The following is a 20,469-nucleotide window of genomic DNA, read 5'->3' as shown; positions in this document are numbered from 1 at the left end:
AGCAACAAATAAGGGGTAACCAAAAATACAGCATCTATTTTTGATTTGTATAACTACTTTCATTTCCCCCTGCTTATCCCAGATTTTCATCGGTCTATATACGTAAACTGAATATTTTGGTATCTATCGGGGGAAACAAAGCTAATACTGTTCCTCTAAAAAAGTTGTTTTCGACCGGCTAACGGAAATTGCGACTCATTGGTTCGGTTCTACTACCCCAGAATGATGACTAATACCGTTACTCTCGTGATCAGAAGAGCAAATATTCAATATTCATAGGTCAGACGATTACAGCGCGAGGGAAAAAACCGTGGTGCAGAAGTGGTGGTTGCCAAGCTTAAGTGAAATTTTGGCTCAAAGTGAACAGAGTGGACTTGAAGATAAAGTTGCACCTCAGCTTGGAGAGGAAACTGTAACACAGAGCAGTCAACGAAGCGCCACAAGTCCCACGGCAAGAGAGTACTCAAAAGCACAAAGGGAGTGGTCTAGTGCAATCGCAACTTTAGAAGAGTTGCTGTTGCAAGAGATTAACCAGACCGGATACTTTGCTAATCAGGAATCTGTCACCGATTTAGAGATAAATTCTCATGACCAACAGTTGCAGCGGGGATTAATCTTAGCTGGGCCTGTACCAGTCTTGAGTCAACCAGATCTACTAGCGAATTTTCAGACAGGAGTTTTTACTACCGAAGCCTTTGACGTCCTGTCTTGGATGCCTTTTCAACTGTCTCCTGCGCAAAATGGGCAGTCTCAACAAACCCTCAATACCGTCTATGAGCTACCTTTGTTCCCGGTTGATCCCTTGGCAGCAGAGCAATTTTGTTTAGTTTTTACTAGTCACTTTAGTTTAGTCATGGCTATGGGAGTTGACCTGAATGGCACTACTGCCTTTCGGTTCTCCTTTGATTCAGAAGTGATCAAACAGATTTGGGTATCTCTGCGTCCTCGGATATTACTGACTAGTCCTCAGAAATTCAGCCAATTAGAAAGTTTAGTTAAACAATTTGCTCCGAAGCCACCGGATTATCGCATCGTGATGCAATTTGGTCGTCAGTTACTCAAAAAGCTTCCAGAACTGCCTCAGCAAGAGAATATCCCCGCAATACCAGTCACTTCTAAAGAACCAATCTCTAGGGTACAAACATCGCCAAATCGTGGCGAAGCCTTGAAAACTAAACGTAATTGGCAGCCGTTGAAGAAGAATGAAGAGCGAGGTGTCAGTAACATCTCCAATCCTCGTGAGGCGACAGCTGATATTGAACTGCTGCAAGCGTTGACCCATGAAATCCGGACGCCTCTAACGACAATTCGTACCCTCACCAAGCTGCTACTCAAGCGTCGCGACCTAGCCCCGGAAGTAATCCGGCGATTGGAAATTATTGACCATGAGTGCACAGAACAAATCAACCGCATGGAGCTAATTTTCCGGGCAGTTGAATTAGAAACGGCAGTCTTTAGAGAAGTGCCAGTTAACCTTACCTCCATATCACTTGCTCAAGTTTTTGAGAACAGTATCCCCCGTTGGCAAAAACAAGCACAGCGCCGTAACTTGACTTTGGATGTTGTTTTGCCTCAAAAGCTGCCTGCTGTGGTGAGTAATCCCAATCTGCTAGATCAGGTGTTGACAGGCTTGATGGAGAACTTCACCCGTTCTATCCCTGCAGGGGGTCAAATTCAACTACAGGTGATACCCGCGGGAAACCAACTAAAGCTACAATTCCAATCTCACGCCGATCCATCAAAAATAGGCAAACCAGTTGAGGCAAAAGACTCAACTTGTCCGACTTTGAAATCGATTGGTCAGTTACTGATGCTTCAGCCAGAAACTGGTAGTCTTAGTTTAAATCTCGACGTGACTAAAAATCTTTTCCAAGCTTTGGGAGGAAAACTGATTGTGCGCCAGCGACCCCAAGCAGGTGAAGTGATGACCATATTCCTGCCTTTAGAAGTTAAGCATCCAGGTGTATGCACTCAAAAAGAAACTTTTACAAAAAAAATGTTGGGTTAGCATCAATGGCAGCAGTTATTTCCCTGTCTATCGAAAATGGTTGCAAAGTCTACAACGCTTTAGCTTGTAGCAAGTTGCTAAATAAAAATAACATCACAGGCTATTGCCGCAATCACCGCCACCTTGACCCTAAGCTTCGGGATTATGATGCGCTTAAAAAACGGCAATGACGACAGCCCAATTAACCTCATTTTAGCTTCCTTGGGTGATGTTTTTTTGCCATCTTAAAATCGCAAAATCTCTCGTTCATAATCTTCAGAAATTGGTTCTGTTTCCCAAACTAACCCTTCTCCTGGCTCTAAAGTTACTTGCAAATACAACATATCCACAGGATTTATTGCCGTATCTTCGTTATTTTCAAACGGTTGCAAGTCTTCCGTTAATAATCGCAACTTAAACTCAACGGGAATTCTAGCACCAGGAGTTGCATTCCTTAATTCAAATCTCCAAATAATATCTTCACCAGTACCTTGAGGGAAAATACATAATTCGTAGGTATCACCTGCAATTATCAATTGCCGAGATAAGCCTTGAATGGATTCTGTACTCCGCGCTATCCCAGACATCATCAACAATTCCTTTTTTTTCGATCCCCACTGTTGAGGTAAATTTGCTACTCCTGTTTGTAACCATTGTCTAATTGACCACTGTTGAGGTAAGCCTTGACGTAATTCGTATAATTTTTTGCGCCAGCCACCATGAGCAATCAGTGCTCCCCACATGGGAAAGGGAACAGTCAAACGGGGAATTTTAACATCGGCATTACCTAACCGTTCTAAGAGTTTGGACGCTTGGGTTTGGGAGATAGAAGCTAGAGGCGTAATATCAGCTCGCAAGGCTTCTGGATAATTCATTTGCCGGGTAACCCAAAGCACATTTATATCTTGGATTAAATCTTCTCTTTCCAGGCTGTAAGTCCGGTCTCCAAAATCATAAACTCCTTTTTCTTTAAGACTTTTATGGGTTGTGTAACCAAAAATTTTTATCCAACCATCATCGGGATTTACTTGTACTGCAATGTAATAATCAGCAGCCCACTCCGGAATATCTACCCATTCTTGTGGCACCCGTAACTCATCTCCATCCATTGCTAGCGTAGGAATTAATATGAGGCGAGATGTATCAAAAGTAATTGCTGTGCCATTGACTAATTCCCAAAAACTCGGCAATGCCGTAGTACTAGGGTGTACTTTAGCGCTGGGGTCAATTTCTTCTCTAAACCAAGGTAAAAATGCTTGCAAGCAAAGTTGATTTATCCAAGCACGCTGATAAGCACCTGGGGTTGAATATGCTTGTTCTTGCATCTGGAATTGGGGTATTTCCAGATGTAACTGATGTGAGTCAATAGTAGATGGGGCAGGTAAGTTAGACATGATTATATTGCGAGGGTGAAATGTAAAAAGTAAAAGCTAAAAATAATTGCTGATAAATAAACTTTTAGTTTTAACTTGTGTTGGCATGGCTGTAGTGGAATTTCAACCATTCCTCTAGGCTAATATTTATGGCATCTATTACGTCAGATTTCGGAGAAATATGCAGGGTGTTTTGACTCCACTGGGTAAGAGTCAGCAGCAATGACTTTTTAACACTAGTGAGACGGCGAGAAACAGTATATTGTTTAATGTTTAACTGTGCAGCAATTTCTTTTTGAGTAACTTGTTCGATGTAGTATAGTTGCAATAGTTGTTGTGATTCAGTATCTAGTGCGGTTATTACTTGCTGTAACACTTGGTTTAACTGAGGTTGCTGATTTCGTATATTCGCAGTTTCTTCTTGTTCAACAATTTCTGCAATTAAAGATGTTTCCACATCCCCAGGCAATATATCTAAGAAACTACTACCTTCACCTTCTTTGAGGGAAGAATCTGCCGAGATAACTTTGGGATAGAGGAAATTACGAGCAGCTTTCGCAGAAGATAACAGCCATTTTTCTATGGTTTGCCAATCAACTGAGTCAGTTGATAAACTCAACTGACTTAAACGTTCTGTATTATAAAAATTAGCAATAGCTTCCCAAGTGCGAGCATCTGGTTTAGTAAGCGAGCGAATTTTTGTGTTGTCACTCGTGTAGAGTTCCTTAAAGCATTCCCAAGCTAAAACATAACTTTCAATACAAGTAGTATTGAAACCCATATTTTGCAATGATTTTATCAGTCTTTTACGACTAAGTTTATGTAATAAAGCCCAATCTGAACAAATATCTATTTCCCGACGTAAGCGCAACTCATCCTTAATAATCCGCTTAAAAGCTAACTCTGCATAGCTTTTTAAATGGGAACTGTATTGGGGGTTAAAACTCTTGAGAATTTTAGCAAGATGAGCGATCGCAATTTGAAAATAATCTGGGAATGTTGAATCACTCTTAAAATTGAGGGCAAATTTTCTTGCACTCCAGTAGCACGTTTCTTGTAAGTACGCAGAAAGATGTGCCAGTGCTACAGAACTGGATTGATCGTGCCAAACTTTATACCAGTAAAGTACCCAAAAGGTATCTGACTCATGATTTGACGAGTGTGCTACCTTTTGTTTTATACTACGTCGCAGTTTAGGGTCAGTTATCCAACCACTAAATTGGTCTACGTCAAATTCTACAAAAGTGGAGAAAATTTCCACAATACCTTGCCGGGCTTGCATGGTATGTTCTCAGTTATTTTAACTATTATATGAGCTATAAAATTATACAGCCAACAATAGAGAGTCAATCCCTTGCTGTATAAGAACTTTACCGATTATTGAAAGAATTTTTGTCAGGCGGGTGCATAAAAATAAAAAGCCGTCGTAAAGAGTGATATGCACAGAGATTAGTAAACAAACTAAACCTTCTGTTCACTTAAATTTTCACATGCAAAGGAAATCCAGAAATGAACTTCACAACACAAAGAAGAAATGTACGCAACGCTTTGTTCGGTGGTGCAGCTTTGGTTTCAATGTTCGGAGGAATGATATTGACTGCTAGTAACCCAGTTCAAGCTCAACTTGCTAATGCTCAAGCGAAAGAATATTCAGTAACGGCATGGGCTGAGATTACAGGATGCGATGATGGCTTTGCTGATAATACCCTAGAAGTTTATGGTACTGCCCGAGTTGGCGGAAACGAAAAATGGACTATTGAACGAGATAAAGCAGTTAGAAAAGAATGTGGTAATACAATCCAAATTTTAACTAACCACATGATCAGTATCTCTAAGTTCGGTTTGAGGCTAATTCTTATGGATAAAGATAGCGGCTTTAGGGATGACACAGTTGGTGAATTTAATCGTCTGGTAAATCTTGATAGATTAATCGGCAAAACTACAACTTTTAATTGGGGCAACACAAATGATGAAGCAAGTAAACTCTACATCACAGTAAAATAGGGCAAACGCATCTAAATTTAGCGCATAAGCTATTGACTAAAGAGCTTGCTTGTGTGTCAAAGGATGTGATGGCTTTAGTAAAGCGCCCAAAAGGTATATGATTCCTGATTTTACAAGCATTTCAGGAATTTTTTATACTACGTCACGGTTTGGGATGGCATAAGTATTTCATCAGTTTAAGAAAGAATTTTTGTCAAGCGGGTGCATAAAAATGATTTGCAGTCGTAAAGAGTGATATGCACAGAGATTAGTAAACAAACCTTACCTTCTGTTCTTTTAAATTTTCACATGCAAAGGAAATCCAGAAATGAACTTCACAACACAAAGAAGAAATGTACGCAACGCTTTGTTCGGTGGTGCAGCTTTGGTTTCAATGTTAGGAGGAATGATATTTACGAATAGCAATCCAGTTCAAGCTAAAAACCGAGGAAATCAGTTTACAATAGTACTAGAAGAAGTCGGCAAAATTCCGGTTTGGAGCAGAACCCAGGGGAGAGGCTCTAATCCAACAGCAATTCAAGTAGTTAATCAAACAGATTTGGACTTATCTTATGGTTTGAACTACGGTGGTGGCTACAAAGATATAGAACTCGCAGCGAAAAGAACAGCAACCAACTTTGGTCAGACAGAGCTCGCAGCAGCAGCCTGGGATAAAGACCTTCGTCAACCTCATATCCAACTAAATATTAAATTGCTTAAGCCAGGATATCAGTACGCCTTCAAACGGATGTAATAAGCTAGCAGAGATTTCCAAAAAAATACAAGTAGCTGGGTTGAAAATTACATCAGTAAAGCGCCCAAAAGGTATATGATTCCTGATTTGACAAGCATTTCAGGAATTTCTTTTATACTACGTCACGGTTTGGGATGGCATAAGTATTTCATCAGTTTAAGAAAGAATTTTTGTCAAGCGGGTGCATAAAAATGATTTGCAGTCGTAAAGAGTGACATGCACAGAGATTAGTAAACAAACTAAACCTTCTGTTCATTTCAATTTCATATGCAAAGGAGAATCTCGAATGGCTAGATATGGAGACAGTGGAAATAATAACTTAACTGTTAAGGGATACTATAGTTACCCTTGGTACTTGTTTGGAGGTAAAGAATGGGTTTCATCTTATGATAATAAGCTATACGCAAGAGATGGCAATGATACCCTCTATGGCGGGAATAAGAATGATAAGCTCTATGGCGACAATGGCAATGATGTCCTCTATGGCAACAATGGCAATGATAGGTTGCGGGGCGGCAATGGCAGTGATAAACTCAATGGCGGCTTGGGCAATGATACCCTAGATGGCGACAATGGCAATGATACCTTGTGGGGCGGCGATGGCAATGATGCCCTCGTAGGCGGGGGAGGCGATGATGCCCTCAATGGTACCAGGTAGGCAATGATAGGTTGCGGGGCGAAACTGGCAATGATAGGTTGTGGGGCAACAATGGCAATGATTCCCTAGATGGCGGCAATGGCAATGATGCCCTCGCAGGCGGGCATGGCAATGATTCCCTCGCAGGCAGGCATGGCAATGATAGGTTGTGGGGCGAAAATGGCAATGATGTCCTCTATGGCGGGGATGGCAATGATAAACTCTATGGCGGGGATGGCAATGATTACCTCGCAGGCGGGCATGGCAATGATACCTTGTGGGGCAACAATGACAATGATGACCTCTATGGCGACAATGGCAATGATGTCCTCTATGGCAACAATGGCAATGATTACCTTGAGGGCGGCTTGGGCAATGATTACCTCGCAGGCGGCAATGGCAATGATACCCTAGATGGAAGCTGGGGGTCCGATTACTTAAGTGGTGGTTCAGGTATTGATACGGCTGCCTACAACTTTTACTCTAAAGGCATTACAGCCAATCTATACACTGGAAAAGTAAGCTTTCTTAATAGCACAAGCAGTGGAACTTTAATTTCCATTGAAAATATTATTGGCAGCCGTGGGAATGATTTCCTCCATGGCGACAATGGCAATAATTACCTCTATGGCAAGAATGGCAATGATTACCTCTATGGCAACGATGGCAATGATGTCCTCAATGGCGGCTTGGGTAATGATTACCTCAATGGCGGATCTGGCTTAGATGTTGTTGTCCATGATGGACGAGCTGGTGGGTTTGATATTAGTACCAATAGCAACGGAGCTTGGACTGTCGAAGACACCAATATAAGTGATGGGGATGAAGGGACTGATAGCCTTACTAATATTGACCAAATATTATTTGGCGGCGACAAGACGAGAATGGCTAATGGTATTGCTAAAAGTACAGTCTATGCTATTGCGGGGGTGCATGAGGATAACACCGAGACTTCTCATTCTATTTCTGGCGGTAGTGCAAAAGCAACGAATTTCGTCATAGACATCGAAGGCTCAACAGGTTTGGGGTTAGATTTTGATGCGAATAAACTGGCAACCTTTATCAATGATATTACTTTGCCAGACCAGGGGCTTGAAGATCAGAGATTAGCCGCAAATCTTCTTTTAGAAGTTGCTGGAGGTGCTGCGTCTGCCATACCTATTTTTGGAGCTATTGGTTCTACTCATACTGCATATCAACAAACTCTGTTAAATTATGGGCTCGATTTACAGCAAGTTGAGGCTCAAAAACAAGCAGCTATTAAAGCTGTTAACAATAATAGCGGTAGTTGGGGAAGCATTACTGAAAGTTTCCGAGATATGGTAGTTGTTGAAGATTTCCAAATTGGAGTTGATAACCTGTTTTTACCTTCAGTACCAACAGCCAACAATGTAGGTTATGCCATCAAATCCGGTACATTAAACGCAGATCAAGGTGTTTGGATCGAAGCGCAAATAGGCAACGAAAACACCAATCTTGCTTTTATCGTCAATAACTACAGTAATAAGAACCCCACAAAATTTACTGAAGAAATGAGTAATCTCTTAAAAGGTTCAAGAAATAGCACTACTAACCTAAGGACCCAAGAAGTCACCACTTCTTTTTCTGGAGCGATGATCGGCACCTTGAATCAAACCCCCATGAATATAAATCCTAGTAGCACTCAGCAGCTTCTACGAACAGGAACTTATGCAGGAGATTGGATTAATGGATTAGAGCTTGCTAATTCAAATTCCCAGGGGATAGTTGGCTCCTTTGAATTGATTGGCGAATTTGGCGACGATTTGATTCAAGGTAATAAGGGAGATGATATCCTCTGGGGTGGTTTTAATACCACAACCCCTACCATTACCGCTTTTACCTACGAAGATGATGGCATCGATATGTTACAAGGAGGTCATGGTGACGATATCCTTAATGGTGGAACTGGCAATGATATCCTTGATGGAGGTGGTTCAACCTACGATAAAAATGGCAACTTCACAGGTGCTATCACTAATGATGGAGTCGATACATTAGCAGGTGGTTTGGGGAACGATACCTTTGTTTTCAATACCTTGTTGACTGGAATTGACAAGATTACTGATTTTGAAATATTGGTTGATAAAATTCAAATTGGCAAAGTAGAATTTGGAGCAAGCAGCACCAGTGAATTCTCCTTTGACAAAAACAATGGTGGTTTATCTTTTAATTCTCAGCAATTTGCTACTCTAGAAAACTTTGCTAATCTAGAAAACTTTGATGTTTCCCGTGACATCGTGCTTGTTTAAGCTTGAGTTAAACTCAATAGTAGGCTTTCAAAGCGATCGCACTTTTTAAATCAAGAATGCTAACTGCCTGCGTCACCCCTTCCTTGATGTTAGTGGCAAGTATAGCAATAACTGGGCTGTTAATGGGGGTGCGGTATCTGGGAGTGCTGCAACCTCTCGAACTAAAGGCGTTTGACCAATTCAGGCAATTACGTCCCCCTGAGATTCCAGACTCACGGCTACTGGTGGTAACTGTGACAGAAGAAGAAGTGCGATAGCAGCAACCAGAAAAACTACGAGGTTCTTTGCCTACCGATGATTATCCCACTTTATGGTTTTTTGTTCCCTAACAGTTGCTGCTGTCACTGGGGTTCAAACCACTGGCAAAAGTCAACGACATGACAAAACAAGGATTCTAGACTAAGCAAGGGGCAGTTAGATAAGTGGACGATTAGGTACTTTCAACTCTATCTATTCCGTCCCTCCTTATCCCGAACTCACGTTAAGTAAAAGCCCCTGACTGATGCGGTACAGCCAGGGACTATTTAATTGAGGCATTTTCTAGATATGGATACCGCACTCAGTTTTGTTGCTGCCCCGCCAACGACCAGCGCGTTCGTCTTCGCCTTCTGCCACTCTAGTCGTGAGCGGTTCGTCGCCAATGCTGGGATAGCCTTTGTCATGCAGAGGATTGTAAATCATGCCGTGTTGATGAGCATAAGTCCAGCTTTCTTGACGTGTCCAACTAGCTAGAGGATTGACTTTGATCCGTCCTTTAGCATCAAGCTCTAACACTGGCATTTGAGCACGAGTTACTGCTTGATCACGACGACGGCCGGTAATCCAAGCAACTGTTTGCAGTTCATCTAACCCTCTTTGCAGCGGCTCAATTTTGGTCAAATGATGGAATTTGGCAATGTCACTATGCCAGAGGGCAATCCCATATTCCTCAGCAAAGGCTTTGCGGGAATTGATACCAGGAATCTGATAGGTTTTGAGATCCAGGTTGTAGATGTCTATGGCTTTGCCTACTAGTTCCAGGGTTTCAGGGAAATGATGTAGCGTTTCTAGGAAAATGACTGGCACTGGTGTGGCTGGTTTAAGGTCACGGTAGAGAATATCTGTAATTACCAAGTCATCAATATTAAAGGCACTGGTTTGCACTAGACCTGTGGGAATATTCTCCACGCACCATGCCAGAATTTCTCTAGGATGGGCAGTGTCCAATCTTTGGTTTAGTTCATCCAGGTTAAAGCTGGTAGAGTTTACTAATGTTTGGCTTGCAGTAGTCGTCATTGCGTTGGTGTTGGATACTACCTGATTTTGAATAAAGTTTATTCTAACCCGTAAACCTACATAAGTTGACCGGATAACCGTATTTTTTCGGCAAAAAATCCGGTATCTCCCGAACTAGCTAAACATTCAGCTGACAATTTTCCTTTGACTTCTCTTCTGCTTGAGGTGACACTGGAATTTATTGCCAAGGGAAAATAGATGCTATTAGCCGAATACTGGTGTAAAAGCTCAATTTCCGATTTTAAATTAACTGTTTACCCACGAAGAGACTATTAATTAACCAATAACGCGAAATGCAATTGATTCTTTATAGTAAGCCCGGTTGCCATCTGTGCGAAGGATTGCAAGAAAAGCTCGAACAAATTCAAAGCTTAAATTTGCAGCTAGAGGTGCGAGATATTACCACTCGTGAGGATTGGTTCGCAGCCTATGAGTATGAAGTACCGGTACTATGTCGAGACAGTGATGGCAAAGAAGAAGCTTTGCCTCGCCCTTCTCCCCGTAGCACGGTGCAGCAGTTGGAGCGAATGCTACAGCAATACCTGCCAGAAAAATAAATGGCAAGTTTTACCAGATCGCTTATATTCATTAGTCATTAGTCAAGAGTTATTTTCCTCTTAACTGATGTCCAATGGTAAAAAAAAGAATAACTGATTCAGTTCAACAACCCTAATCCGCTAAAAGCTGAGATTAGGGATTGCCGAACAAACGGCGATTTAAACGGTTGAATACCGCGTTGAGTCTCAGCTTGGTACAGACTTTCGGATTCTTCTCTAGTCCGAATTACCTCTAAGGCTTTTTGTTGAGTCGCTATTGAGTTAGGACATCTTAGCTGAGATGCGGGAAGAGACCAAAAACTAACCTCGTTAGGATTATCTCCATGTTACGAGTAACCGTTTTATCTAAATCAGGCGAACCCTTAATGCCAACTAAACCTAGTCGTGCTAGACGATGGTTAAAAGAAGGTAAGGCAAAAGTCTATCACAACGATTTAGGTGTTTTCGCTGTTCGATTAACGGTTGATACAAGTCAAGAAACTCAACCTATTGCTCTCGGTATCGACCCAGGGAAGATGTATTCAGGCATAGGCGTTCAGTCCAGCAAGTCTACCATTTGGATGGCTCACTTGGTTCTACCGTTCCAAACTATTACAGAACGGATGGAATTAAGGCGTATTATGCGACGTGCCAGACGTGGCAGAAGAATCAACCGTAAAATTGCCTTTAACCAAAAAGACATCGCCAAAAACGCTTTAACAGTGCGACTCGTTTGCCAGAAATCACGCTAAGTGAGGGATTGGCAGCATGACGAAAGTCATGACAACTCTACCAACTTATTGGTGCGGGAGAAAATCCCAAGTCCAATCGCCCAGGTGCTGGGTTGAAAGCATCACCCCCAGGTTTGCGACTGGTCATCAACGCCTGAAGCGGGGTGAAACGGGGGCAACACTGATAGCCCATATCGGTGACCTTCTAGCAACTGACTATGGACAGCGAAAGCGAACTCTTGCTCAACCGTCGTCACGTTTTACTTGCGAAAGGGCTGACACGCAGGGGTCGAAATACGACCAAGGTTCACCAGATGCCAAGAGCGTTGTTGAGGTCTTGGAAACACTCATTAGAACCCGGCGGATAGAGAGGTTCCTAAAGTCAGAAACTAAAGTTGGTAAGGAACGAGTTAACCCTCCATACGCTCTCGGAGAGCAATTTTCGAGTAGGTGCCAACCGGATGCTATGGAGCCGGAGGGATTGGGCTAGAAGCAAATGCCCTGTCGTAATGAGAGGGATAAGCTGACAAGCTCACGGAAATACAGAAGGTAAAGCTACTAATAGCAGCGAATAAAGCATGAGCGAGTTAACGACTACGTATGAATGGAACCAAATCCCCTGGCGAAAGCTGGAGCGGAGGGTGTTTAAGCTGCAAAAACAGATTTACCGAGCCTCACAACGCGGAGATAACAGAACAGTTCATAAGCTCCAAAAACTGCTGATGAAATCCTGGGCGGCAAAATGCTTAGCGGTTCGTAGGGTCACACAAGAGAATACTGGCAAAAAGACGGCAGGAGTGGATGGTATCAAGGCATTATCCCCAGAAGCACGTATTGAGCTAGTAGGGCAATTGAAGTTAGGCAACAAAGCCAGACCAACTAGAAGGATTTGGATACCCAAACCCGGAAAGGAGGAAAAACGCCCATTAGGAATACCCACAATGTACGACCGAGCCGTGCAAGCGTTGGTCAAACTGGCATTGGAGCCAGAATGGGAAGCGCAATTTGAACCCAATTCGTATGGGTTTCGCCCTGGACGTTCAGCCCATGATGCCATAAAAGCTACTTGGGACAATGTGGTACACAAACCCAAATATGTCCTAGATGCTGATATAGCCAAGTGCTTTGACAAAATCAATCACTCGGTTCTGCTAAAAAAGGTAAATACATTTCCCAAGCTACGACGGCAAATTAAAGCATGGCTCAAGGCTGGGGTAATGGAAAACACCCAATTCAGTGAAACCGAGGAAGGAACGCCGCAGGGTGGGGTGATTTCTCCACTATTGGCAAACATCGCCCTCCACGGCATGGAAGAGATGTTAAATCAATACATCGAAACTGTTCCTCTCAGGTCTGGAGGGCGAGTCATAAGCAAAGAGCAAAAGCGAAAAACTCTGGCAGTTATTAGATACGCTGATGACTTTGTGGTGATACACCCGGAGTTAAAAGTAGTGCAGGAATGTCAGGAGAAAATTGCTAAATGGCTGGCAGAAATAGGGCTGGAACTGAAGCCAAGTAAAACGAGATTAGCTCACACGCTGGAAGAGTTTAATGGAGAACAAGCAGGATTTAACTTTCTTGGCTTCAACATTAGGCAATTTCGAGTAGGTAAACACCACTCAGGTAAAACTGGGGGAAAACGCTCTAAATTACTAGGCTTCAAAACACTCATCAGACCCAGCAGGGACAATATCAAAGCCCACTGGGAAGCCCTAACCAAAATTATTAATGGGTGCAAAGCCGGAACACAATCAGAGTTAATACAGAAACTCAATCCGGTCATAAAGGGATGGGCTAACTACTTCTCCGTAGTAAACAGTAAAGAGACTTACAATGACCTTGACAACTTGCTATGGCAAAAGTTAAGGGCATGGGTTAATCGGCGGCACCCAACAAAAAGTGCTAGCTGGAAAGCTCAAAAATACTGGAAAAGGATAGGCAATGACTGTTGGAGATTCGCTACAAAACTAGAAAGCGATGACCCAATTATCCTAGTCAAACACAAGAGACTCAAATCAAACAGACCGAATACGTCAAAGTCAAAGGTGAGAAAAGCCCGTTCGACGGAGAATTAGTTTATTAGACCTCTTGCAAAAGTCCATTTTTACAACGCCAAATCAATACATTGAGAGGTTGGATTTCGCATTTATGCAAGAGGTCTATTGGAGCAGCAGAATGGGTAAACACCCACAATGCTCTAAAACAGTAGCCTCACTACTGAAAAAGCAAAAGGGCAAATGCCCACACTGCGGACTGTACTTCAGAGATGGAGATTTATGGGAAAAAGACCATAAAATTCCTCGTGCTTTAGGAGGAAAGGGCGGGTACGAAAACCTACAACTGCTCCACAGGCACTGTCATGACGAGAAAACAAGAAATGACCTGGAGTTAATTCGTAATGAAAGGTATGCATGACAAGCACTGTATTTCTGAGACCGTATGACTGGGAAACCGTCATGTACGGTTCTGAAGCCGAGTCAGATGGGCGACCATCCGGCTTAGGTCAACCGTCGTCAAGGGAAGTTGCCTCCCTCAATCCGAGCTAACAAACAACTAGAGTTAAGGGTGGTTAAGGAATTACTCAAACTATTTCCTATCAGTGCCATTCATTACGAGTTAGTGATGGCTGACGTGGATAGGACTAGCGGGCGCAAAAATGCGAAATCTGGCAAAGGTTTCTCACCAGTAATGGTGGGACAAAGACAAATGCTTAAATGGTTGTCTGAGTTAGCCCCACCTACAAGGGTTGGTGTTCAGGAGACACTAAGACTCAAGTTTCGGTTTCTGATAGTCATTGGAAACGCATGGGGCAGTTCACTGCCAAGAAAGTCCAGTTGTTGCAGCAAAGTACGGGTTTAATTGTCCTACCTTCAACTGGATTGTCAAAGCTAACTACTCAACGTAATTAACTTTGACCGCTATCCCTCTCCGACCCGCTTTGCTGAGGTCGGAGTCTCACGCGAGTTTTTTCGATGAAGCTAAACGAGTTATTAAAAAAAATTCCTAACCTTAGACAGATGCCTAACCATCCAGCATTGCAGGATGAGGTTAAGGGACTCTCAACCAATTCTCACGCCTGCCAACCAGGAGATTTATTTATTGGGATACCAGGAACGCGAGTAGATGGTGGTGAGTTTTGGGAAAGTGCGATCGCCAAAGGAGCTCTGGCGGCTCTTATTTCTCCTCAAGCTGCCGAGAAAACCACTCCCCTCACTCGAGGGAACCCAGAAGAGATGGCTTGCGTAATTGTGGCAGATGACATGACCAAAGCCTGCGCCGCAGCAGCGACAGCCTTTTACGGTTACCCAGCACAGCAACTACAACTGGTGGGTGTCACTGGCACTAATGGCAAAACCACAACCACCCATTTGATTGAATTTCTCCTGGCTCATTCAGCCGCCAACCCCTCCACCACCTTACCAACGGCACTCTTTGGCACCCTTTATACTCGCTGGCCTGGTTTTGAACAAACAGCGGTTCACACCACACCGTTTACCGTGGAACTGCAAAAACAACTCAAATCCGCTGTAGATGCTGGGTGTAGTGTGGGCGTGATGGAGGTGAGTTCCCATGCTTTGGCACAAGGTAGGGTACTCGGCTGTGAGTTTGATGTTGCTGTATTTACTAATCTCACCCAAGACCATTTAGACTTCCATCGCGACATGGAGGATTATTTCTTGGCGAAAGCGTTGTTGTTTGGTCAAGACTATCTTCAGGGTCGGGCAATAATTAATCAAGATGACCCCTATGGAAGGCGGCTAATCCCACAGCTCAATCCAGAGCAGGTTTGGCGTTACAGCACAGAAAATACAACTGCTGACTTATGGACTAGTGAGCTCAATTACGAACCGACTGGAGTCAGTGGTATGCTGCATACTCCTGCTGGTCAAACAGCCTTCAGTTCCCCCTTGGTAGGTCAATATAACCTATCTAACTTGTTGGCAGCCGTGGGAGCAGCCTTACATTTGGGTCTCAATTTGGAGTCTATAGTAGCAGCACTGCCTCAATTTCCTGGTGTCCCTGGACGGATGGAACGGGTACAACTCCAGTCTGAGCAAGACATCAGTGTGATTGTAGATTATGCTCATACACCGGATAGTTTAGAAAACTTGCTCAAAGCAGCCAGACCATTTATCCAGGGTAAAATGATTTGCGTGTTTGGTTGTGGTGGTGATCGCGATCGGACTAAGCGACCTCAAATGGGCAAAATTGCTGCTGAACTTGCTGATCTAGCTGTGGTAACCTCTGATAACCCCCGTACAGAAGACCCAGAACGTATCTTACAAGATATCTTAGAGGGTGTTCCCTCAGCAGTAGAACCCCTAGTAATCTGCGATCGCGCTACGGCTATTCGCACTGCCATCTTACAAGCTCAATCCAGGGACGGTGTGTTGATTGCTGGCAAAGGTCACGAAGATTACCAAATTTTGGGTACTGAAAAAATTCATTTCGACGACCGTGAACAAGCACTAGATGCTCTTCGGGCAAGGTTCACAGCTTAAAACAGGTTATTTTGAGTTGAAGGTTCGCAGGTTACAGGTTATATCTTTGAAAGTGAGAAGTAGACCTATAACCTCCAACTTATAACCGTCGCGTCTGCTGCGGCAAGCAACCTACTCTTTGGCAAGCCGAAGAAAGCATCTACAAACTTTAACCTGGGCTATGATTCCCTTGCGCTAATAAATCTGCAACCCTTAATGCACCAGCCACCGACTCCAGATTTATCTGTCTACCAGTTGGCTTTGGACACTCTGGGATTTTCCCCCTCTCTTTCTCTAAGTCCTGCCACACTAACATCTCTTGTGGGGGCAACAATTGACGTACTTATCGAGGAAAAAATAGCGGCGACAATTTGGGTAAAGCCTTTCCCTGGAAAGGATTGGCAGCTTCAACTCCAGCGCTATCATCAGCAAGCGGAGTTTACAGCTAAGATTTATCTGTGCAACTGCTTCGGAGATGAGTTGAGCGACTTCACTCAGATGCTGAGCCATACAGACACAGCTAATCTCAAAGAGTCTCCTCGTATTTTACCTGTGCAGCTAGCAGCAGGAAGCCAGCTTAAGCAGGAGTACTTTTTCCTGGTTATTTCTGAGAAACTGAGCGGTTTAATCGCAGCATACCTGCCCCACAGACCTGATGCAGCAGTAGCCATAGCCAGGGGGCAAATTGCACCTGTCCCGGTTGTTTGTACTTTTGATCACAGGGTAATTCAGCAAGTTTTAGAGAGTTTAATCGAGGTGGTGGCTGTGGCTGATAGCACCCCGGAGGAGATACTCAGTAATCAAAAAACTCTCTTACCCTCGCTGGAGATTCCTGAAGAGAAAGCACTACTAACCCAGATTTTGCTTAAGCAATTACAGCATACACAAGACATTATTGAGCAGCGTCAGAGTAGTGACTTCCTCTGGAAGCGGGTTCGCGCAGTAGCATCACTACCTGATGATCAACAGCAACAGCAGCAGCAGCAGAACAATTTTTTGAAGCGAGCTGCTCAAGAACTACGGACACCTTTAACAAATATGAAAACTGCTCTGAGTTTGCTGGATTCAGCACAACTACACTCAGCACAGCGTCAACGCTATATGGAAGTTTTACATAAAGAGTGCCATCGTCAAAATGCCTTGATTAGCGGATTGCTGGAATTAATACAACTAGAAAATAATTCTCAGCTAATAGCGATAGTAGCAGTGCAATTGGCTGACGTTGTTCCTGCTATTGTCAGTACCTATCAGCCAATTGCTCAGGAAAAGGGTATCCAACTTGGCTACACTGTGCCTACTAGTCTTCCTCGTGTTTCCTGTTCCGGTACTTGGCTGCAGCAAATCTCGATCAATTTACTGCATAACAGTCTCAAATTTACCCCTAGAGGTGGTCAAGTGAGGGTGTTGGCAACTCTTCAGGGTAAATATGTTCAACTAGCATTTAACGATACTGGCCTTGGCATTGCCCCCGATGAAATTCCTTGTATTTTCGAGAGTTTTTATCGAGGACGCTTGAGAACTGATTACGAAGATACCAGTGCTGGTTTAGGGTTAACAATTGTGCAACAGTTGTTAAAGTGCTGCGGTGGTTCAATTTCGGTTACTAGTAAACTGGGTAAAGGTTCAAGTTTTAATGTGTTACTACCCATTGCTTCTGACACTACAGTAGCTAATTAATAGATTACCCATAATATTATCGGGCAAAAATAACTTATTCCAAGAACATTTAATCAGCATCTTATCGAACTTATACTTGTTGAAGTATCTAATAAATCTTGGAAAAATTAGGCGATCGTAACTTGTCTGTTATCCCTAGCAAACGATCGAGTAATCCTCGTTGATAATGATTATCCCCTATCCTTTAGACATCTGAATATTCTGGAAGTTTGACTTCACTATTTACTGACAGTCCGGCAAGAAAACTGCGGTCTTCACTAATGTGGGGAAACTTCAATTGCGAATCAGGAATTCCTCTTTGCAATTGCCTTTGGCGAAGGACAGCAAAACTCCCACTTTCTAGAATTCGCAATTGTGGAGAAGGAATAGCATCTCGACGACTAATTTCGTAGTGAGTGTTTACTTTCTGAAGCTTACCGTCAAAACGATTTAAAAAATTTTCTGAATTGCCGAGAATTTCCCCAGAAGCTAGCTCAATATTCACCAAATAACGTGCTGGAAAATCATGCTCAGACAACGTGATACAAAAATCTTCTAACTGTAGGTTAAATTCTTGTTGCAAGGCTTGCATGACTTGAGTTACATGAAACTCAGTTGTTTTTTCAGTGGTAGAAGAAATGAACCCACCATGACGGTAACGAAAAACAATTAAGGGAGCTGTGTTATAAAAACCCACAACCTCAACGACATCGCCAATATCATAACGGTAAAAACCACCGTAGGTAGTAATGAGAATCCGGTAGCATTCTCCTACTTTAACCTCTGTAGCGAGTAGGGTTTTGGGGTGTTCTACCTCCCACTGATCTTCAGGAATAAACTCAAAAAAGCCACTCTCTATCGCTAGAATGCTACTATCATTATTGAGGCTGTGGTAAATACTAAACATGCCTTCTGCTGATGAGTAGACTGCCCCCCATCCAGGAGTATCTCCGAAGTAGTTAGGAAATCGCTCAAAGTAAAAATCTGACGTTCCTCCCCGTGCCGTAGCAACAAAAGATAGATTTGACCAAGCAAGTTTGGGGGTAAGCCGTCCCTCTGACTTTAAGATTTGCCGTAGTTCTGCGGCGCGGCTGGGTGCAGGAGTCCATTGCTGTTCTAATCTGGCGCGAATCTCTGGTTCTAGTTCCAACCAAGGAGCAATTGTACCTTTTGCTAAATCCTCAAGTAAGTCTTCGGCATATTTCTCTAAATAGTTGCAAGTTCGTAAAATCAGCATCGGAAAGTTGGCAATCATCCCCCGCATTAACGGTTCTCGCAGGGAAAATAGCAGACAAACGTAGTGGCGAGCAAGGCTATTAGCTGGTTGCAATGTCTCGTAAGGATGGGCAAAAAATTGCTTGTAAAGACGCTTATCCATACGCAGAACGCCAGCACTGGATGGGCCATAGGCAATGCCGCCACAGGTGCGTCCCCATAGTTGCGTCGAGTTCGTCACCAGCAGTTGACCATACTTGAGACCTTGATCTCCGAGGGCCCCACTTAAGAAGCCCATACTAGTAAGTGTTGCCTGTCGGACAATATTTTGCGATCGCCTAGTCGTTGGGATGAGTTTCTTCTTTCCTGTTGAGCCACTGGTAAGAGTCAGGTAGACGACTGGTTCGGCGGTGAGAATGTTCGGTTCGCCTTGAGCAATGCGCTCAGTTAATGGTTCATAACTGCTATAGGGTAGGATGGGAACCTGTTGCTGAAATTGTTCAATAGTTTTAATCTCTTTGAGTCCAAATTTACGACCTAGTTCAGTGTCTTGATGCGCTACTAAGAGGTTTTGTAAGAACTGCCCTTGCACTGCTTCAGTCTGGCGAGTATTTCTTGCGAATTTAGCTTGAGTATATCTAGCAACAGTGGTCAACATTGATAGTGCAAAACTACCCATAAAAATCATATAGCGATGCTCCTTGAAAAGTGCTAAATCTTGTTTAAAAGTAGTTCAGAATAAAGGAGTTCTGGAGTTCAGAATAAAGAATCAGGAACTTCTGTATTCTTTTTGTTGAATTGTCCTTATGTTATTCATCGTTAGAAATCTTAACTACGGCTAGTTTTCTCTGCTTTAGAGTTGTGAACAGAACACAGACTCCAAGTATTGACAAAAGGACTATGGATGAACCGACAGTACCATAACCAAGACCGCCTTTTTCGTGTGATTTCGTAAGAACATCCCCCAGTGTTGCACCAAATGGTCGAGTTAGGACAAAGGCAATCCAAAACAACATGACTGTGGAAATTTGGGTATAGTAATGTGCTGCTAATACTAGGGCAAGCAAACTAGAAATTAGGAGTGCTCCTCCGGCAAATCCGAGTCCGGAGCTATCGGCTAGGAAATCGCCCAAGGCAGTACCTAAAGTATTTGAAACTAGAATTGCACTCCAATAAAGCAGTTCAACTTTAGATGTTCTGATATTAGTAACAGATAGAGACCCAATGCGGAATCGCCAAAATGCCAAAATAGTTACAAGAATCGTGACTAAAATCATCGACCCTGTAGCGTAGCCAAGTCCTAAAGTGCGATCCATATAATCGGATATCGTTGTGCCAGCCGTGCTAGTTGAAAGGATGACAGTCCAATAAAGTAATGGGTTATGACTTTTCGATACCAATTGAGTCACCAGAGTGGCTAAAAACACTCCAATCAATATCATCGAGCTAACCGCATAGCCTACATTTAATGTCATAGATAAAAGATCTCCTGCCGTTTCACCCAGAGTGGTTGCACAGATCTTCATGATCCAAAAAAAGGCAGTGATTTGTGGAAGTTTACTCATTATTGC

General features: G+C 43.1%; 16 protein-coding genes and 3 pseudogenes. 14 read left to right on the top strand and 5 right to left on the bottom strand.

The genetic code is table 11. The features are described from left to right. The first annotated feature begins 310 nt into the window (after positions 1–310). On the top strand, positions 311–2,008 hold the full coding sequence (locus tag ACT7WV_RS24570; protein WP_445105388.1) for a sensor histidine kinase: 1,698 nt from the start codon (positions 311–313) through the stop codon (positions 2,006–2,008). Positions 2,009–2,232: 224 nt separating this feature from the next. Here the strand turns inward: ACT7WV_RS24570 and ACT7WV_RS24565 are convergent, their stop codons facing one another. Both ACT7WV_RS24565 and ACT7WV_RS24560 read right to left on the bottom strand, forming a co-directional pair. Beyond that, the gene (locus tag ACT7WV_RS24565; RefSeq protein ID WP_445105387.1) at positions 2,233–3,381 is read right to left on the bottom strand and encodes a DUF1822 family protein; all 1,149 of its coding nucleotides are present in this window, start codon (positions 3,379–3,381) and stop codon (positions 2,233–2,235) included. Positions 3,382–3,451: 70 nt separating this feature from the next. Beyond that, positions 3,452–4,642 (bottom strand): sigma-70 family RNA polymerase sigma factor, encoded by a 1,191-nt coding sequence (locus ACT7WV_RS24560; RefSeq protein ID WP_445105386.1) that lies wholly within the window; start codon positions 4,640–4,642, stop codon positions 3,452–3,454. A 227-nt stretch (positions 4,643–4,869) separates the two neighbouring features. Between ACT7WV_RS24560 and ACT7WV_RS24555 the strand changes: the two genes are divergently transcribed. The 5 genes from ACT7WV_RS24555 to ACT7WV_RS24535 all read left to right on the top strand — a co-directional run bounded on the left by ACT7WV_RS24555 (position 4,870) and on the right by ACT7WV_RS24535 (position 9,261). After that, positions 4,870–5,364 (top strand): hypothetical protein, encoded by a 495-nt coding sequence (locus ACT7WV_RS24555; protein WP_445105385.1) that lies wholly within the window; start codon positions 4,870–4,872, stop codon positions 5,362–5,364. Between the two features lie 307 nt (positions 5,365–5,671). Continuing rightward, positions 5,672–6,097 (top strand): hypothetical protein, encoded by a 426-nt coding sequence (locus tag ACT7WV_RS24550; protein ID WP_445105384.1) that lies wholly within the window; start codon positions 5,672–5,674, stop codon positions 6,095–6,097. A gap of 286 nt (positions 6,098–6,383) precedes the next feature. Continuing rightward, positions 6,384–6,755, top strand: a complete 372-nt coding sequence (locus ACT7WV_RS24545) for a calcium-binding protein (RefSeq protein ID WP_445105383.1) — start codon at positions 6,384–6,386, stop codon at positions 6,753–6,755. Positions 6,756–6,766: 11 nt separating this feature from the next. Then, positions 6,767–9,004 carry a calcium-binding protein gene (locus tag ACT7WV_RS24540; protein WP_445105382.1) on the top strand — a complete coding sequence of 746 codons (2,238 nt, stop codon included), beginning with the start codon at positions 6,767–6,769 and terminating at the stop codon, positions 9,002–9,004. 56 nt (positions 9,005–9,060) lie between these two features. Further along, positions 9,061–9,261: a CHASE2 domain-containing protein gene (locus ACT7WV_RS24535; protein WP_445105381.1), complete on the top strand. Its 201-nt coding sequence runs from the start codon at positions 9,061–9,063 to the stop codon at positions 9,259–9,261. A gap of 283 nt (positions 9,262–9,544) precedes the next feature. Here the strand turns inward: ACT7WV_RS24535 and cysH are convergent, their stop codons facing one another. Next, entirely contained in the window at positions 9,545–10,279 is a 735-nt protein-coding gene (gene cysH, locus ACT7WV_RS24530) for a phosphoadenosine phosphosulfate reductase (RefSeq protein ID WP_445105380.1), read from the bottom strand. A gap of 293 nt (positions 10,280–10,572) precedes the next feature. On the opposite strand from cysH, the gene ACT7WV_RS24525 reads away from it, so the two are divergent. The 8 genes and pseudogenes from ACT7WV_RS24525 to ACT7WV_RS24485 all read left to right on the top strand — a co-directional run bounded on the left by ACT7WV_RS24525 (position 10,573) and on the right by ACT7WV_RS24485 (position 17,704). Continuing rightward, on the top strand, positions 10,573–10,836 hold the full coding sequence (locus ACT7WV_RS24525) for a glutaredoxin family protein (protein ID WP_445105379.1): 264 nt from the start codon (positions 10,573–10,575) through the stop codon (positions 10,834–10,836). A gap of 323 nt (positions 10,837–11,159) precedes the next feature. Next, positions 11,160–11,539, top strand: a pseudogene (locus ACT7WV_RS24520) (RRXRR domain-containing protein); the annotation flags it as partial. Between the two features lie 44 nt (positions 11,540–11,583). Further along, entirely contained in the window at positions 11,584–12,036 is a 453-nt protein-coding gene (locus tag ACT7WV_RS24515; protein WP_445105377.1) for a hypothetical protein, read from the top strand. An 88-nt stretch (positions 12,037–12,124) separates the two neighbouring features. Continuing rightward, positions 12,125–13,961 (top strand): annotated as a pseudogene (gene ltrA / locus ACT7WV_RS24510) (group II intron reverse transcriptase/maturase). Further along, positions 13,958–14,092, top strand: a complete 135-nt coding sequence (locus ACT7WV_RS24500; protein WP_445105374.1) for a hypothetical protein — start codon at positions 13,958–13,960, stop codon at positions 14,090–14,092. Before ltrA ends, ACT7WV_RS24500 begins: the two are co-directional and overlap by 4 nt. Beyond that, positions 14,052–14,303: pseudogene (locus tag ACT7WV_RS24495) on the top strand (RRXRR domain-containing protein); the annotation flags it as partial. The gene ACT7WV_RS24500 and the pseudogene ACT7WV_RS24495, both read left to right, overlap by 41 nt. A 215-nt stretch (positions 14,304–14,518) precedes the next feature. Then, complete coding sequence (locus ACT7WV_RS24490; protein ID WP_445105373.1) at positions 14,519–16,048, top strand: UDP-N-acetylmuramoyl-L-alanyl-D-glutamate--2,6-diaminopimelate ligase; 1,530 nt, start codon at positions 14,519–14,521, stop codon at positions 16,046–16,048. A 195-nt stretch (positions 16,049–16,243) separates the two neighbouring features. After that, on the top strand, positions 16,244–17,704 hold the full coding sequence (locus ACT7WV_RS24485) for a DICT sensory domain-containing protein (protein ID WP_445105372.1): 1,461 nt from the start codon (positions 16,244–16,246) through the stop codon (positions 17,702–17,704). A 184-nt stretch (positions 17,705–17,888) separates the two neighbouring features. Here ACT7WV_RS24485 and ACT7WV_RS24480 read toward each other — a convergent pair whose 3' ends face one another. Beyond that, positions 17,889–19,577 (bottom strand): GH3 auxin-responsive promoter family protein, encoded by a 1,689-nt coding sequence (locus ACT7WV_RS24480; RefSeq protein ID WP_463424297.1) that lies wholly within the window; start codon positions 19,575–19,577, stop codon positions 17,889–17,891. Positions 19,578–19,707: 130 nt separating this feature from the next. Then, positions 19,708–20,463: a COG4705 family protein gene (locus ACT7WV_RS24475; RefSeq protein WP_445105370.1), complete on the bottom strand. Its 756-nt coding sequence runs from the start codon at positions 20,461–20,463 to the stop codon at positions 19,708–19,710. Between the last annotated feature and the right edge of the window lie 6 nt (positions 20,464–20,469).

Source organism: Symploca atlantica LB2515 (assembly GCF_052546295.1).
The sequence above is the reverse complement of the archived record's forward strand: the minus strand, read 5'-3'. Positions and strand labels throughout refer to the sequence as shown.

Bases quoted from the DNA above. Each gene is read 5' to 3' on its own strand.
- ACT7WV_RS24565 (WP_445105387.1), bottom strand. From the start codon at position 3,381: ATGTCTAACTTACCTGCCCCATCTACTATTGACTCACATCAGTTACAT.
- ACT7WV_RS24560 (WP_445105386.1), bottom strand. From the start codon at position 4,642: ATGCAAGCCCGGCAAGGTATTGTGGAAATTTTCTCCACTTTTGTAGAA.
- ACT7WV_RS24555 (WP_445105385.1), top strand. From the start codon at position 4,870: ATGAACTTCACAACACAAAGAAGAAATGTACGCAACGCTTTGTTCGGT.
- ACT7WV_RS24550 (WP_445105384.1), top strand. From the start codon at position 5,672: ATGAACTTCACAACACAAAGAAGAAATGTACGCAACGCTTTGTTCGGT.
- ACT7WV_RS24545 (WP_445105383.1), top strand. From the start codon at position 6,384: ATGGCTAGATATGGAGACAGTGGAAATAATAACTTAACTGTTAAGGGA.
- ACT7WV_RS24535 (WP_445105381.1), top strand. From the start codon at position 9,061: ATGCTAACTGCCTGCGTCACCCCTTCCTTGATGTTAGTGGCAAGTATA.
- cysH (WP_445105380.1), bottom strand. From the start codon at position 10,279: ATGACGACTACTGCAAGCCAAACATTAGTAAACTCTACCAGCTTTAAC.
- ACT7WV_RS24525 (WP_445105379.1), top strand. From the start codon at position 10,573: ATGCAATTGATTCTTTATAGTAAGCCCGGTTGCCATCTGTGCGAAGGA.
- ACT7WV_RS24515 (WP_445105377.1), top strand. From the start codon at position 11,584: ATGACGAAAGTCATGACAACTCTACCAACTTATTGGTGCGGGAGAAAA.
- ACT7WV_RS24500 (WP_445105374.1), top strand. From the start codon at position 13,958: ATGACAAGCACTGTATTTCTGAGACCGTATGACTGGGAAACCGTCATG.
- ACT7WV_RS24490 (WP_445105373.1), top strand. From the start codon at position 14,519: ATGAAGCTAAACGAGTTATTAAAAAAAATTCCTAACCTTAGACAGATG.
- ACT7WV_RS24485 (WP_445105372.1), top strand. From the start codon at position 16,244: ATGCACCAGCCACCGACTCCAGATTTATCTGTCTACCAGTTGGCTTTG.
- ACT7WV_RS24480 (WP_463424297.1), bottom strand. From the start codon at position 19,577: ATGGGTAGTTTTGCACTATCAATGTTGACCACTGTTGCTAGATATACT.
- ACT7WV_RS24475 (WP_445105370.1), bottom strand. From the start codon at position 20,463: ATGAGTAAACTTCCACAAATCACTGCCTTTTTTTGGATCATGAAGATC.